Consider the following 14,858-nt stretch of genomic DNA (forward strand, 5'->3'; position numbering starts at 1 on the left):
ACCCGTGCGCGACGCCGCTCCTAATGTGACCGGCGGACATATCGAAGGAGCAGCGGATTCCGTCAGGATTCGCGTGAGCGACCGGGTGATAGGAGCCTGAGCTCGATGTGCGGAATAGCCGGGGTTTACGGACTCGACGACCCGGCCGGCCTGGACCCCGACGTCCTGACGGCCATGACCGACGCGCTGGTGCACCGGGGCCCAGACGCGCACGCCACCTGTGAGACCGGAGCGTTCACCGCCGGGTTCCGCCGGCTCTCGCTGGTCGACCTGGCCGGCGGAGGGCAGCCCCACGCCACCCCGGATTCCTCGGTCGTCTCGGTGTGCAACGGCGAGATATTCAACCACCGGAGCCTGCGGGAAGAACTCCGGCGAAAAGGCCACCGATTCCGTTCCGAATCGGACACGGAAGTGCTCGTCCACCTCTACGAGGAATACGGCACCGCACTCGTGGAACACCTGGACGGGCAGTTCGCCTTCGCCCTCCACGACCGGCGCGAAGACCGCCTGGTGCTCGCCCGCGACCATTGCGGAGTCCTTCCGCTGTTCTACACCGTGGTGGCCGGCCGGATCGTCTTCGCCTCGGAGATCAAGAGCATTCTCAAGCACCCGCTGGTGGAACGCCGGGTCGACCTGCGCGGGCTCGACCAGGTGCTCTCGCTGCCCGGACTGGTGAGCCCCCGGACGATGTTCGAGGGCATCCGCTCGCTGCGCCCCGGCGAACGGCTCGTCGCGGACCGCTCGGGGTACCGCACCGAGCGCTACTGGGACCTCGACTACCCGCTCTGGGACGACGGGGCGCGCCACCGGGACGCCGCCGCGCTCGCCGACCCGCGGGTGCTCGACGGCTACGCCGACCGGACCAGGGACCTGCTCGAAGCCGCCGTCCGCTCCCGCTCGGTCGCGGACGTCCCCGTCGGGATGTACCTCAGCGGCGGCCTCGACTCCAGCCTGATCGGCGGACTCATGGCCGCCGAACGCCCCGACCACCCGTGGCCCAGCTACGCGGTGACCTTCCCCGGCAGCAGCATCGACGAGGCCCGCTACCAGCGGCTGGTGGCCGGCAAGATCGGCACCCGGCACCACGAGGTGCCGGTGGACGCCGCGGACACCGCCGGCCTGCTCACCGGCATGGTCCGGCACGCCGAGACCCCGGTGAAGGAGTCCTACAACGTCTGCTCGATGTTGCTGGCCCGCAAGGTGCGCGCCACCGGCACGGTCGCGGTGCTCAGCGGCGAGGGCGCCGACGAACTGTTCGGCGGCTACCCGGGCTACCTGTTCGACACCGGGGGCCCGGGCCGCGGGCCGGGCGACCTCCTGGAGGAGCAGCTCGAACGCGAGGCCGCCCACCGGATGTGGGGCCTGGACCTGCGGTACGAGACCGACCAGCTCCCCGCCCACGACCTGCGCCGCCAGCTCTACAGCGGCCCGCTGGCCGAGGAGTTCGACGGCTTCTCGGTGACCGCCCAGCGCCTCGTCGACCCGGAGCGCCTGATCGGGCGCCACCCGCTGCACCAGCGCTCCTACCTCGACTTCCACCTGCGCCTCGCCGACCACCTGCTCGGCGACCACGGGGACCGGATGGCCATGGCCGGCTCCGTCGAGATGCGCTTCCCGTTCCTGGCCAGGGACGTCGTGCGGCACGCGACGGCGATCCCGCCGTCCCTGATGACGGCCGGCGGCCGGGAGAAGGCCGTGCTGCGCCGCGCGGCCGAGGGACTCGTGCCGCACGAGGTCCTGAACCGCCGCAAGTTCGGCTTCCGCAGCCAGACCAGCACCGAGCTGCTGCAGACCGGCGACGAGTGGTTCAACGACCTGCTCTCGCCCGCCACCGTGCGCCGGCAGGGCTACTTCGACCCGGCCGTCGTCGCCGAGCTGATCCGCCGGCAGACGTCGGGGGCCCGCACCGTGCACCCGCACCTGGACACGGACTACCTGCTCGTCATCGCGACCTTCGCGATCTTCCTGGAGGAGTTCGGCCTGCCGTGCCTGGGATGACCCGAGAACGCGCCGCCGCGCACGAGGCGGGAGCGGTGAACCCGGCGGGACCGGTGCACCCGACGGGCGCCGAGCCCCAGCCGGGCGCGGGGCGGCCGCTGCCGGCTGGCGCCTTCGCAGCCACCGGGGAGCCCGGCACCCGCCGGCCGCTGATCGGGGTGATCGGCGGAATGGGCCCGCTGGCCTCCACCGAACTGCTCAACACGGTGTACGGACTCGAACCGCCCGAGCACGAGCAGCTCGCCGCGCGGATCCTGCTGTGGTCCGACCCGGCCGTGGCCGACCGGACCACGGCCATCCGGTCCGGGACGGTCGACCTCGTCCGCACAGCGCTGGAGGCCTCCGTCGACCGCCTGCTCACCGCCGGCGCCGACCGCGTCGTGGTGGCCTGCATCACCGCGCACCCCGCGATCCGGCTGCTGCCGGAGCGGCTGCGCTCCCGCTGCGTCTCCCTGGTCGACCTGGTCTTCGAGCAGCTCGCCGAACGCCCCGGCCGGCACCTGGTGCTGTGCACCCGGGGCAGTGTCCTCGCCGGGGTCTTCACCGACCACGAGCGCTGGCCCGAGTTCGCGCACCGCCTGGTCCTGCCCGACGAGGAGGACCAGGAACAGCTGCACGAGCACATCTACCGGCTCAAGCGCAACGCCGACCGGCTCCCGACGATCGACTTCGTCCGCGCGCTGCTGCCCGCGTACGGGGCCGCCGCGTTCGTCGCCGGCTGCACCGAACTGCACCTGGTGACCCGGGCGATCGAGGACCGCGGGCTGACCCGGCAGCTGCCCAGCATCGACCCGATGACCGTCATCGCACAGCGAATCAGGGATGGAGCACTATGACAACGCCGACGGTTCTGCGGCGATGGGCGGACAGCCTGGCCCGCAACAGCTCCCAATGCGCCGTCAAGTCCGGTACCAGAGAAGTGGGTTACCGGGAGCTCGCGGGCCGGGTGGCCGGCTACCAGGCCGCGTTCGAGCAGATCGGCCGGCCCGCCGACCCCGTCCTGGTCTCCTGCGCCGACCCGGTCGAGGTGATCGCCGCCCTCCTCGGCTGCACGGCCGCCGGCCGCACCTTCGCCCCCGTCGACCCCCGCCTGCCCGCCGCCGTGCTCGACGGCGTGCTCGCCGCCCTCCGGCCGGGCGCGGTCGTCGCCGACGCCGCCGGTCGCGCGGCGCTCGCGGGGCGCACAGCGCTCGCAGGGCGCGAACTGCCCGGCGGCGCCGGGTTCGTCCGCCCCGAGACGCTGGAGCCCCGCGAGTGGTCCGCCGAAGCCTGGCGGCAGGCCGCCCCGGAGGACCGCGGATACGTCTACTTCACCTCCGGGACGACCGGGAGCCCGAAGGGCATCCGCGGCAGCCTCCGGGCCGTCCATCACTTCGTCGACTGGGAGATCGCCGAGTTCGGGATCGGCGAGGGCACCAGGATCTCCCAGCTGACCTCCCCGGGCTTCGACGCGTTCCTGCGCGACGCCCTCACCCCGCTGTGCGCGGGCGGCACCGTCTGCGTCAACCCGGCCGCCGAGACGCCGGTCGGCGACGGCCTCGCCCGCTGGCTCACCGAGAACGAGGTCGAGGTCCTGCACTGCGTGCCGACCCTCTTCCGCACGCTGCGCTCCGCCGCCCTGACCCCCGACTCCCTCCCGGCCCTGCGGGCCGTGCTGCTCGCCGGCGAGCAGCTCCACCCCTCGGACGTCGCGTGGTGGCGCGGCCTGTTCGGCGGCGGCAAGGAACTGGTCAACCTGTACGGGCCGTCCGAGACGACCATGACGAAGCTCTTCCACCGGACGACCGAGGACGACGCCCGGGCCCGGCTGGTGCCGGTCGGCCGGCCGCTGCCGGGCGTGGCGGCCCGGGTGCTGACCGGGCCCGGCGACCCGCCGGACGCGCTCGGCGAGGTGGAGCTGGAGGTCCCGTACCCGCTCCTCGGGTACCTCGGCGCCGACGAGTGGCCCGGCACCGCCACCACCTACCGCACCGGCGACCTCGGCCGGTTCCGCCCCGACGGGGCGCTGGAGCTGTACGGCCGGCGCGACCAGCAGGTCAAGGTCCACGGCGTGCGCATCGACCTCGGCGGGGTCGAGAACGCCCTGCGCAGCCACCCCGGGGTGCAGGACGCCTGCGCGGCGGCGGTCACCGAGGACGTGTCGACCGCCCTGGTCGCCTACGTGGTGGCCCCGGACGTCCCCGACGCCGAACTGCGCGCGCACGCCGCACAGCGGCTCGCACCCGGCCAGGTGCCCTCGGTGTTCGTCCGCATGGCGGCGATCCCCCGCACGCTCAACGGCAAGGTGGAGCGCCGCTCCCTGCCGCGGGTCCCGCTGCAGCGGACGGCCGAGGCGACGGAACCGCCGCAGGGGCCCGAGGAGACCCGGATCGCCGCGATCTGGAGCGAGATCCTCGGCCTGGCGGGCGTCAACCGCGACGACGACTTCACCCTGCTCGGCGGCGACTCCCTGGCGATCGCGCGGCTGATGGACCGGGTCCGCTACGAGTACCGGGTGGACCTCCCGCTGCGCGCCTTCCTCCAGGACCCGACCGTCGCCGGGCTCGCCGCGGCCGTGACGGACCGCACCGCGCGGAGCGGGGCGTGAGCGCCCCCGCGGCGGCGCCGCCCGCGAACGCCGTGCTCCGCGCCCGCCTGACGGGGGAGCTGGACGTCACCGCGCTGTCGGCCGCCGTCGAGGACCTCGTGGCCGCGCGTCCGGAACTCGCAGCGGCGGGGGAGCGGCCGGGCCGGGTCCGGCTGCGCGTCATCGACCTCTCGCGGTCCGCCGGGGAGCAGCAGCGGCGCGTCCTCGCCGACCTGGCGGCCGACGAGGCCGCCCGGCCGGTCGGCGCCGCCGGGCGCCCCCGGCTGCGGGCCTGCCTCGCCGGGCTGGGCGCCGGGGCGTACGAACTCCTGCTCGCACTGGACCGGGAGCGGGCCGACGCGTGGTCCGTCGCGGGGCTGACCCGGGAGCTCGGCGCGGCCTACCGCGCGCGGACGCCGGACGCACCGCCGCCGCCCGCGGCCCGGCCCGTGCCGGGTGCCGGGCCTTCGGATGCCCGGTCGGTGGGTGTCCGGTCGGCGGGTGCCCGGTCGGCGGGTGCCTGGCTGTCGGGTGAGCGGGCGTCCCGTACGGTGCCCGGGCAGCCCGGCGGGGCCACGGCCGAGCGGGTGCTCGCCGCCTTCGCCACGGTGCTCGGCAGGTACGCCGGGACGGACGAGGCCGTGGTGACGGTGCCGGTGCCGGACGAGGCCTTGGTGCCGGTGCCGGAGGTGGCCGCGGTGCCGGACGGACTCGCGGGGACCGCTCCGGACGGCCCGGCGGTCCGGGTGATCCGGCTGGACCTCCCGGGCGACCTGACGTTCGCCCGGCTGGGCGCCGCCGTGCGGACGGCACCGCAGGCCGGCGCGGACGGACCGGCCTTCCCGATCCGCGCCGTGTTCACGCCGCACGGCCTCCCGGCGGCGGCCCTGGACCTGCCGGGCATCGCCGCCGAGGTGACCGTCGACGCCCCGCCCGACCCGGAGGGCCGGCTGACCCTGGCCCTGACCGGGCCGGACGAGTTCACCGTCGTCCTCACCGGCGCGCTGCCGGGTCGGGTGACGGCCGCGGGCTTCGCGGACCACCTCGTCCGGGCGGTGCGGTTCGGGCTCGACACCCCCGACCGGCCGCTGGCCGAACTCGACCTCTCCGGCCGCCCCGCCCCGTACCCGGCACCCGCCCCCGCCCCCGCAACCGCCCGGCCGTACCGCGACCACCTGGCCTTCCTGGACGAGGAGTTCACGGCCCGGGTGCGGGAGGCCCCCGAGGCGGTCGCGGTGCGCTCCGACGAGGGCACGCTCGACTACCGGGGGCTCGACCGGTGGAGCCACCGGATCGCCCGTGCCCTCGCTGCCCACGGCGCAGGCCCCGGGCAGGTGGTGGCGCTGCTGCCGGGCGGCGGCGCGGCACAGATCGCGGCCGTCCTCGGCGCGACGCGCACCGGTGCGACCTTCACCTGCCTGAACCCCGCCGACCCGGACGCCCGCCTGCGCGACATCCTGGCCGGCACCGGGGCGGTCTGCGTGCTGGCCGACCCGGCCGCCGCCGCGGCGCACCCCGCGCTGCTCGGGCCGGACGGCCGGTTCGCGGGCCTGCCGGTGCTCCCGCTGGAGCCCGCCCCGGGGGACGACCCGCCGGGCGGGCACGTCGGCTTCCCGGCCCCGCCGGTCGCCGACCACCCGCTGTGCATCGTGCACACCTCGGGGAGCACCGGGACGCCCAAGGGGATCGCGCTGTCGCGGGCCGCGTTCGCGCAGTTCGCCGAGTGGCAGCGGGAGCGGTTCGGGATCGGGCCGGGCAGCCGGGTCGCCCAGTGGGCGCCGCTCACCTACGACGCCGCGTACACCGAGGTGTTCGCGGCGCTCACCGCCGGCGCCGAGCTCTGCCTGCCGCCCGCCGCGGCCCGGCGCGACCCGGTCGCGGTGGTGCGCTGGCTGCGGCAGGAGCGGATCGGGCAGATCCAGACCGTGCCGTCGTTCTTCCGGCTGCTCACCGAGGCGCTGGACGCGCAGGGCGGTGAACTGCCGGACCTGCGGCACGTCCTGATCGCCGGTGAGGTGTTCCCGGTGGACCTGGCGGAGGCCTGGGCGCACCGGGCGGTGCGGCCGGGCCTGCACAACCTGTACGGGCCCACCGAGTGCATCCTCGCCACCCACCACGAACTGCCCCCGGGCGGCGCGTACCCGGCGGGCGTGCCGATCGGCGGGGCGATCCCGGGCCGGGAGGTGCTCGTCCTCGACGGCCTCGGCCGGCCGTGCCCGGTCGGGGTGCCCGGCGAGATCCACCTGCGCAGCCCGTTCCTGGCCGGCTCCTACCACCGCCGGCCCGCCGAGACGGCCGCGGCGTACCTGCCCGACCCCTGGCGGCCGGGCCGGACGCTGTACCGCACCGGCGACCGCGGGTACTGGCGGGCCGACGGCACCCTGGCGTTCACCGGCCGGACCGGCAACCAGGTGAAGATCCGCGGGAACCGGGTCGAACTGGACGAGGTCGAGGCGGTGCTGGAGCAGCAGGCCGGCGTGCGGGAGGCCGCCGCGGCCGTCCGCACCACCGCGTCCGGTGACCCCTGCCTGGTGGGCTACGTGGTGGCCGACCCCGGCGTGTCCGGCGAGGCGCTGCGGCGGCTCGTCGCGGCGCGGCTGCCCGCCCCCGCGGTGCCCGACCTGATCGCGGTGCTGGCCGACCTGCCGCGCACCGCCACCAACAAACGCGATCGTGCGCGGCTGCCCTGGCCCCTGCCGGCACGACGGAGCGACCCGGAAGGCGACGGGGCCTGACACCCTCCCGCCCCGGAGGACCCTCGGCCCCTCGGCTCCGCAGCCTTGCTGACCCGCTGGCCCGCAGCCGAGCCGCTGCGCCCGGGCGGGTCGTGGCCGCCGGTGCTGCGGCCGGACATGGCCTTCCGTCGATCCGTACTGCCTTGACGGCAGTCCGACCACCCCTGACCCGCTCCGCGGGCAATCCGATTCCTCCCCGGCCCACGGGCCGGGGTCCCCTTGGAGGCATCCGATGAAGAACGCCGAAGCGGCGATCGCGGCCCTGGCGGCCGAGACCGGGGTCGGCCCGGACACGGTGCGGCTGGCCGCGTCGTTCAAGGTGGCGGCGGTGCTCACCGGCTCCGACGCGCTCGGCGACGACGGCCGGAGCTGGCGCGAGCTGGTCGCCCGGGTCGCCACCCCGGAGGGGCGAGCCGAGGCCGAGCGGGTCCGGCAGGAGGCCGCCGCCCAGGGGCACGTCGGCCCGGACCGGGCCGAGGGCTACGTCCGGACGGTCCTGGAGCGGATGACCGGCTCCCCGGACGAGGCGCACGACGAACACGGTCTGGTCGCCGGGGAGGAGCTCGCAGCCACGCTCGCGGCCTCCGCCGGTCCGGTCCGGGCGCTGCCGGACCGCCGGTTCCACGAGCTGTTCGAGGAGCGGGTGCGCCGGCACCCCGACGCGGTCGCCGCGGTGCAGGCCGGGCGGAGCTGGACGTACGCGGAGCTGAACCGTCGCGCCAACCGGATCGCCCGGTCGCTGCGCCGGCAGGGGCTGGCCGACGAGGACGTGGTGGCCGTGGTGGCCGAGCGTTCGCTGGAGTGGACGGCCGCGGTGATCGCGGTCTTCAAGGCGGGCGGCTGCTACCTCCCGCTGGACCCGGCCTTCCCGGCCGAGCGGATCTCCGTCGTGCTGGAGCGCAGCGGCTGCCGCCGGGTCCTGGCGGACCCGGGGCTGGCCCAGCTCGACGAGGCGGTGCGCGGACGCGGCGGCGAGGTGACCGTCTCGGTGCTGACCGAGATGCTGACCGAGGTGCCGGCGGAGGTGTCGGCGGAGGTTGCGACGCCCGAGTCCGACGAGGACCTCGGACTGGCCGTCCGTGCCGACCAGTTGGCGTACATCTACTTCACCTCGGGCTCGACCGGTGAGCCCAAGGGCGCGATGTGCGAGCACGCCGGCTTCCTCAACCACCTCTACGCCAAGATCGAGGACCTGGGCGTCCGCGAGGGCGACGTCATCGCCCAGACCGCCCCGCAGTGCTTCGACATCTCGCTGTGGCAGCTGGTCTGCGCACTGCTGGTCGGCGGCCGGACGGAGATCATCGGACAGGAAACCGTCACCGACGTCCGCCGGTTCGTGGAGACCGTCACCCGCGCGGGCGTCCAGGTGGCCCAACTGGTGCCCTCCTACCTGGACCTGGTGCTGGAGACCCTCCAGGACGACCGCCTCGGCCTGCCGTCCCTGCGCTGCCTCGCGGTGACCGGCGAGGCGCTCAAGGCCGAACTGGTGCACCGCTGGTTCGCCGCCTTCCCCGGCATCCCGCTCGTCAACTGCTACGGCACGACCGAGGTTTCGGACGACACCAACCACGGCGTGCTGCGCCGCCCGCCGGCCGGCCGGGCCGTCCCGCTCGGCCCGCCGACCCGCAACGTCCGGGTGTACGTGGTGGACGAGCGGCTGCGGATGGTTCCCGACGGGGCGCCGGGGGAGATCGTCTTCGCGGGGGTGTGCGTCGGCCGCGGGTACGTCAACGACGCCGCCCGCACGAACGCCGCGTACCGGCCGGACCCGTACCGGTCGGGCGAACGGCTCTACCGCTCCGGAGACTTCGGCCGCCGGCTGCCCTCCGGCGAGTTCGAGTACCTCGGCCGCCGGGACTCCCAGGTGAAGGTGAGCGGGTTCCGGATCGAGATCGGCGAGATCGAGAACCGCCTGCTGCAGGTCCCCGGCGTCCGGGACGGTGCCGTGGTGATCGCGGGTTCGGCCGAGGACCCGCAACTGGTCGGCTTCTACAGCGGCGCCGCCGCGCCGGAGCCCGGGGCCGTGGACCGGGCCCTGGCCGCGGTGCTGCCGCACTACATGGTGCCCGGCCGGCTGCACCGCCTCGCCCGGCTGCCGCTGTCCGCGAACGGCAAGATCGACAAGAAGGCGCTGACCGCCGAGGCCCGGGCCCAGGGCCGGCCGTCTGCCGACGGCGACGTGGCGCTCCCGGAGACCGACACCGAGCGGCGGGTCGCCCGGCTGTGGGCCGAACTGCTCGACGTCCCGCTCGACCAGGTCGGCCGCGGCTCCCGCTTCGTCGAGCTCGGCGGCACCTCGCTCGCCGCGATCCGGCTGGCGATCGCCCTGGACCGCGCGGTGACGGTCGGCGAGCTGAAGGCCACCCCGACCGTCGCCGAGGTGGCCGGACTCCTCGACCGCAAGGCGGCCGGCCGGAGCGCGGAGGCGCGGCGATGACCCCTGCCACCCGCACCGCGCCGGGCCTGCACGTGCTGGCAGCCGCCCCCGGCCCGCAGTGGGCCGCCGAGCACCGCGAGGAGGTCCTCGCCGAGGTCGAGGCGTCCGGGGCCGTCCTGCTCCGCGGCCTGGGCGTCGCCTCCGCCGCCGACCTCGCGGCCGTCACCGCCGCGCTCGGCGTCGAGCCGATGGCCGAACGGGAGGGGTTCGCGCCCCGCGACCGCCACGGCGACGCGGTCTACTCGGCCTCGCACTGGCCCGCGGACACCCCGATGTGCATGCACCACGAGCAGAGCTACGCCGCGGAGGTCCCCGGACTGCTGGTGTTCGGGTGCCTGACCGCCCCGGAGCGCGGCGGCCGGACCATGCTCGCCGACTCCCAGCAGGTGCTGCGCAGCCTGCCCCCGGACCTGGTCGAGCCGTTCCGCCGGCACGGCTGGCTGCTGCTGCGGACCTACCAGGACGTCGGCGTGCCCTGGACGGACGCCTTCGGCACCGACGACCGGGCCCTGGTCGACGCCTACTGCGCGGCCGAGGGCATCCGGCACGCGTGGTACGAGGACGGCCGGCTGCGCACCGTGCAGCGCCGGGCCGCGGTCGTCGCCCACCCCCGGACCGGCGTGCCCGGCTGGTTCAACCAGATCGCCTTCCTCAACGAACTGACCATGGACCCGGCGATCCGCGAGTACCTGCTCGACCAGTACGGGCCGGCCGGCCTGCCGTTCACCACCGCCCACGGCGACACCACCCCGATCGACGCCGACACCGTCGAGACCGTCAACGCGGTCTACGACGCTGCCGCCTTCGGCGAGTCCTGGCAGGACGGCGACGTCCTGGTCGTCGACAACATCCGGATGGCCCACAGCCGGGAGCCCTACGAGGGCCGCCGGGAGGTCGCCGTCGTGCTCGGCGATCCCGTCCGCCTCGCCGACCACGTCCTGGAGGGCCCCGTCCGCGCCGCCGACGTCCTCCGGCCCGGCGGTGGGGCCGGATGACCGCCGCCTCCTTCGCACAGGAACGCGCCTGGCTGGCCAGCCGGTTCGCCGCCGACACCGCGCTGTACCACGTCGCGGACCAGTGGCCGCTGCACGGGGACGTCTCCGAGGCGCAGATCCGGGCGGCACTGGCCGCCGTGGTGGACCGGCACGAGGCGCTGCGCACCGGGTTCCGGGTCGTGGACGGCGCGCTGACCGTGGTCGTCCGCGACCGCGTCGACCTCGACCTGGAGGTCGTCGACCTGTCCGGCCGCACCGAGGAGGAGCAGCGCGACGACCGCGCCGCCCTCGCCGACCGGCTGAAGCACACCGCCTTCGACCTCTCCCGCGCACCGCTGTGGCGCGCGGGCCTGGTCGGACTCGGCGCCGGGCGCTGGCGGTTGCTGTTCGTCGCCCACCACGCGGTCTGCGACGCCCCGTCACTGTTCAACCTCCACGCCGAGATCACCGAGTTCTGCGCGGCGTCCGAACAGGACCGGCCGCCGCGCGTCCCCCGACTCCCGCTCTCCTACGGCGACTACGCGCGGCAGCAGCGCGAACGGCTCGGCGGAGGCGAGATCGCCGAACTGGCCGGCTACTGGCGGGCACAGCTCGCCGGTCTTCCGGCCGCGCACGGCCTCCCGCTGGACCGGCCGCGGCCGGTCCGGCGGTCCTTCGCCGGCGCGGAACTCCGGGCCGAGCTCCCGGCCGGCACCGCGTCCGCACTCGCGGAGGCCGCCCGCCGGTACGGGGTCACGTCGTTCGAGCTGCTGCTCGCCGGGTACGCGGCCCTGCTCCACCGGCGCTCCGGCCGGGACGACGTCGTCCTCGGGGTGCCGCTGTCCGGCCGGGACCGCCCCGAACTGCTGCCCCTCGTCGGCACCTTCGTGAACATGGTGGTGCTCCGGGTGGACGCCTCGGGCGACCCCTCGTACGCCGGGCTCGTCGAACGCGTCCGGGCGGTCTGGCGGGCGGCCCGCGACCACCAGGAGCTGCCGTTCCAGACCGTGGTCGAGCAGCTCGCACCGCAGCGCGGCCCCGGCCTGCCCCCGATCTACCAGCTGGCGTTCAACGTCACCGCGGCCGAGGGCTTCGGGCCCCCGTCCACCGCGGCCGAGGACGACCTGCTGCTGGAGGTGTCCGGCACCGCGGCCCGCCTTGAGTACGACACCGCCCTGTTCGGACGGGAGACCGCCGCAGGGCTGCTCGCCGACTACGCGGCGGTGCTCACGGCGGCCCTCGACGACCCGGCGACACCGCTGTCCCGGCTCCCGGCCGGCCCGGGGCCCGGGGCGGGCGACACCCCGGCCCCGCGGCCCGGCCACGTTCCGCCGCGCACCGCCGCCGAGGAACTGGTCGCCCGCGCCTGGGCCGACGTCCTCGGCGTCGACGAGGTGGGCGTCGACGACGACTTCTTCGCCGTCGGCGGCCACTCGCTGCAGGCGCTGCGCCTGCTCGCCCGGCTGTCGTCCGACCACCGCGTCGAGACCACCGCCGACGCCTTCTTCTCGCACCCGACCGTCGCACGGCTGGCCGCCGAGCTGGAGCGGCAGACCGCCGGGCCGGAGCGGCACAGCGCCGAGCTGGAGCGGCAGACCGCCGGGCCGGAGCGGCACAGCGCCGGGCCTGAGCGGCACAGCGCGACGCGCCGGGAGGACCGGACCGACCCCGAAGGAGAGACATGGCAGTGACCGGCCGGATCGACGGCGTGCCCAGCGAGATCTGGGACGAGGAGGTGCTGGCCCCGCAGTTCGGCTACGAGGCCCAGGCCCTGCTGCCGCACTACGTGTCCATCGAGAAGGTGCTGCTGCTGGAGTACCGCAGGATGGGCCTGGTCGACCCACAGGGGGCGGCCGCGATCGCCGAAAGGCTCGACGAGCTGACCCCCGAGCTGATCCGGGCGGACCCGCGGGACAACATGTCGGACATCTTCTTCGCCATGGAACGCCACGTGGCCCGCGGCGGCACCGCCCCGTTCGCGGCCTGGCACGTGGACCGCAGCCGCAACGACTTCCAGGCCTGCGGCCAGCTGCTGTCCTGCCGCGAGAACGTCCGTGCCCTCGCCGGGGACCTCGTCGCCCTGGGGCGCACGGCGGCGGCGCGCGCCGCCGAACTGCCGGACAGCCCGATGCCCGGCTACACCCACGCGCAGGCCGCGCAGACCATCACACCCGCCTTCTACCTCTCGGCCCTCTCCGAGGAGACCCTCGCCGCGGCCCGGCGGCTGCTGACCACCTACGACGAGATCGACCGCTCGCCCCTCGGCGCGGGCAGCATGGCCGGCCAGGAACTGCCCTGGGACCGTGACCGGATGGCCGGCCTGCTGGGCTTCCGGGAGCCGCAGCCGCACGCCCTCGTGTCGGTGGCCTCCCGGTCCTGGGCCCTCGCGGTCACGTCCGAGCTGTCGAACTTCGCGGTGCTCCTCAGCCGGTTCACCACCGACCTGATGACGTGGAGCGGCGCCGGGTTCGGGTTCGTGGACTTCCCCGACGCGCTGGCCGGGATCTCGGCCGCGATGCCGCAGAAGCGCAACTTCCCGGTCCTGGAACGGATCCGGGGCCGCTGCTCGCACGTCGTCGGCTGCGCGACCCAGCTCGCCTTCGCCCAGCACGGCACCCCGTACGCCAACAGCGTCGAGGTGTCCAAGGAGGCCGGGCGGCACCTCCCGGCCCAGTTCGCCGCGCTGCGCTCGGCCCTGCGGCTGGCCCACACCGCCCTCGCCACCGCCACCTTCCGGACCGACCGCATGCGCGAGGCCTGCGAGGGGGACTTCCTCGGTGCCTTCACCCTGGCGAACCTGCTGACCCTGGAGGCCGGCGTGCCGTGGCGGACGGCGCAGGTGATCGCCGGAGCCTACGTCAGGGCCGCCATCGCCAAGGGCCTGCCCGCGGCCACCCCCGACGGCCCGCTGCTCGCGGCGATCGCCGAGGAGCACGGCCACCGGGTGCCCGAACCCGCCGAACTGCTGTCCGGCTCCCTCGACGCCGACAAGGCCGTCCGGGTCAAGCACTCCGCGGGCTCGACGCACCCCGACGCCGTGCGTGCCGTGCTCGCCGCGCAGGAACGCGGCTTCCGGGAGGTGTCCGAGCAGTGGCGGCTGCGCGGCGAGGCGGCGGACGTCGCCGCGGCGCGCGTCGATGCCCTGCTGGCGGTCGAGGGCGTCGGTGCGGGCAGCGCCGAGGGCATCGGTGGGAACAGTGCGGCCGGCACCGGCGAGGGCACCCAGGCGGGCGCCCCGTGACCGGCCCCAGCCTCATCACCCGCCGCCCGGGCGCGGACCTGCGCAGCGGCCGGGCCGACGCCTCCGGCACCTTCGGCGAACTGCTCCAGGGCCGGCTGCCGGACGGCACCGACTTCCTCGTCACCCTGCCGATCACGCTGCGCTCCCGGGCCTGGTTCCGCCACGACCCGGCCGGTCCGCTCCGGGTCTTCCCCGCGCACAAGACGAAGTCCCTGCGGCTGGCCGAGGCCATGCTGACCTCGCACCAGCCCGGTGGCGGCGGGACCCTGATCCTGGACAGCGACCTGCTCGTCGGCAAGGGACTGGCCAGCTCCTCGGCCGACCTGGTCGCCACCGCGCGCGCGGTCGGCGGCGCGCTGGGACTGGACACCGGTCCGGCCGCGGTGGAGCACTGGCTGCGCCCGATCGAGCCGACCGACGGGGTGATGCACCCGGGCGTCGTCGTCTTCGAGCACCGCGAGGTGCGGCTGCGCGAGGCCCTCGGCGGCCTGGCGCCGGCCACCGTGGTGGCGGTGGACGAGGGCGGCCACCTGGACACCGTCGCCTTCAACAAGCGTCCCAAGCGCTACTCGCCCGCCGAGACCGCCGAGTTCACCGGACTGCTGGACACCCTGACCGCGGCCGTGCGCGCCGGGGACCTCGCCGCCGTGGGCCGGGTGACCACCCGCAGTGCCGTCCTCAACCAGCGGTTCGCGCCCAAGCGGCACCTGGACGCGATGCTGGCCATCGCGGGGCGGACCGGGGCACTCGGCGTGGTGTGCGCGCACAGCGGCACCATGCTGGGCCTGCTGTTCGACGACGCGGACCCGGACCGCGCCCGCAAGGTGGCCGAAGCGCACGCGGCCTGCGCGGCCCTGGGCGACGACACGTCGCTGTTCCGGACCCTCACCCAGCCCGCCCGGTAGCG

The 14,858-nt window shown here is 75.6% G+C and carries 9 protein-coding genes; all 9 read left to right on the top strand.

Annotated features, from left to right (window positions below):
• The first annotated feature begins 105 nt into the window (after positions 1-105).
• The 9 genes from asnB (at position 106) to ACIRST_RS24200 (ending at position 14,856) form a co-directional block, all read left to right on the top strand.
• Positions 106-1,998: an asparagine synthase (glutamine-hydrolyzing) gene (asnB, locus tag ACIRST_RS24160; protein WP_402804244.1), complete on the top strand. Its 1,893-nt coding sequence runs from the start codon at positions 106-108 to the stop codon at positions 1,996-1,998.
• A complete protein-coding gene (locus ACIRST_RS24165; protein ID WP_402804246.1) occupies positions 1,995-2,834 on the top strand; it encodes an aspartate/glutamate racemase family protein in 840 nt (279 codons plus the stop codon). The genes asnB and ACIRST_RS24165 overlap by 4 nt, the downstream gene beginning before the upstream one ends.
• Positions 2,831-4,585 carry an AMP-binding protein gene (locus tag ACIRST_RS24170; protein ID WP_402804248.1) on the top strand — a complete coding sequence of 585 codons (1,755 nt, stop codon included), beginning with the start codon at positions 2,831-2,833 and terminating at the stop codon, positions 4,583-4,585. Before ACIRST_RS24165 ends, ACIRST_RS24170 begins: the two co-directional genes overlap by 4 nt.
• Positions 4,582-7,299, top strand: coding sequence for an amino acid adenylation domain-containing protein (locus ACIRST_RS24175; protein WP_402804249.1), 2,718 nt, complete (start codon positions 4,582-4,584; stop codon positions 7,297-7,299). Before ACIRST_RS24170 ends, ACIRST_RS24175 begins: the two co-directional genes overlap by 4 nt.
• Positions 7,300-7,531: 232 nt before the next feature.
• Positions 7,532-9,736, top strand: coding sequence for an amino acid adenylation domain-containing protein (locus ACIRST_RS24180; protein ID WP_350522713.1), 2,205 nt, complete (start codon positions 7,532-7,534; stop codon positions 9,734-9,736).
• Positions 9,733-10,731 (top strand): TauD/TfdA family dioxygenase, encoded by a 999-nt coding sequence (locus ACIRST_RS24185; RefSeq protein ID WP_402804251.1) that lies wholly within the window; start codon positions 9,733-9,735, stop codon positions 10,729-10,731. The genes ACIRST_RS24180 and ACIRST_RS24185 overlap by 4 nt, the downstream gene beginning before the upstream one ends.
• Positions 10,728-12,401, top strand: coding sequence for a condensation domain-containing protein (locus ACIRST_RS24190; protein ID WP_402804252.1), 1,674 nt, complete (start codon positions 10,728-10,730; stop codon positions 12,399-12,401). The genes ACIRST_RS24185 and ACIRST_RS24190 overlap by 4 nt, the downstream gene beginning before the upstream one ends.
• Positions 12,392-13,951 (top strand): argininosuccinate lyase, encoded by a 1,560-nt coding sequence (locus tag ACIRST_RS24195; RefSeq protein ID WP_402804254.1) that lies wholly within the window; start codon positions 12,392-12,394, stop codon positions 13,949-13,951. Before ACIRST_RS24190 ends, ACIRST_RS24195 begins: the two co-directional genes overlap by 10 nt.
• The gene (locus ACIRST_RS24200; protein WP_402804255.1) at positions 13,948-14,856 is read left to right on the top strand and encodes a kinase; all 909 of its coding nucleotides are present in this window, start codon (positions 13,948-13,950) and stop codon (positions 14,854-14,856) included. The genes ACIRST_RS24195 and ACIRST_RS24200 overlap by 4 nt, the downstream gene beginning before the upstream one ends.
• Positions 14,857-14,858 lie beyond the last annotated feature (2 nt).

Origin of the sequence: Kitasatospora sp. NPDC101447, from assembly GCF_044767225.1 — a bacterium.
Classification (GTDB): Bacteria; Actinomycetota; Actinomycetes; order Streptomycetales; family Streptomycetaceae; genus Kitasatospora.

Excerpts from the sequence above, each read along its gene's own strand:
- asnB (WP_402804244.1), top strand. The coding sequence starts at position 106 with ATGTGCGGAATAGCCGGGGTTTACGGACTCGACGACCCGGCCGGCCTG.
- ACIRST_RS24165 (WP_402804246.1), top strand. The coding sequence starts at position 1,995 with ATGACCCGAGAACGCGCCGCCGCGCACGAGGCGGGAGCGGTGAACCCG.
- ACIRST_RS24170 (WP_402804248.1), top strand. The coding sequence starts at position 2,831 with ATGACAACGCCGACGGTTCTGCGGCGATGGGCGGACAGCCTGGCCCGC.
- ACIRST_RS24180 (WP_350522713.1), top strand. The coding sequence starts at position 7,532 with ATGAAGAACGCCGAAGCGGCGATCGCGGCCCTGGCGGCCGAGACCGGG.
- ACIRST_RS24185 (WP_402804251.1), top strand. The coding sequence starts at position 9,733 with ATGACCCCTGCCACCCGCACCGCGCCGGGCCTGCACGTGCTGGCAGCC.
- ACIRST_RS24190 (WP_402804252.1), top strand. The coding sequence starts at position 10,728 with ATGACCGCCGCCTCCTTCGCACAGGAACGCGCCTGGCTGGCCAGCCGG.
- ACIRST_RS24195 (WP_402804254.1), top strand. The coding sequence starts at position 12,392 with ATGGCAGTGACCGGCCGGATCGACGGCGTGCCCAGCGAGATCTGGGAC.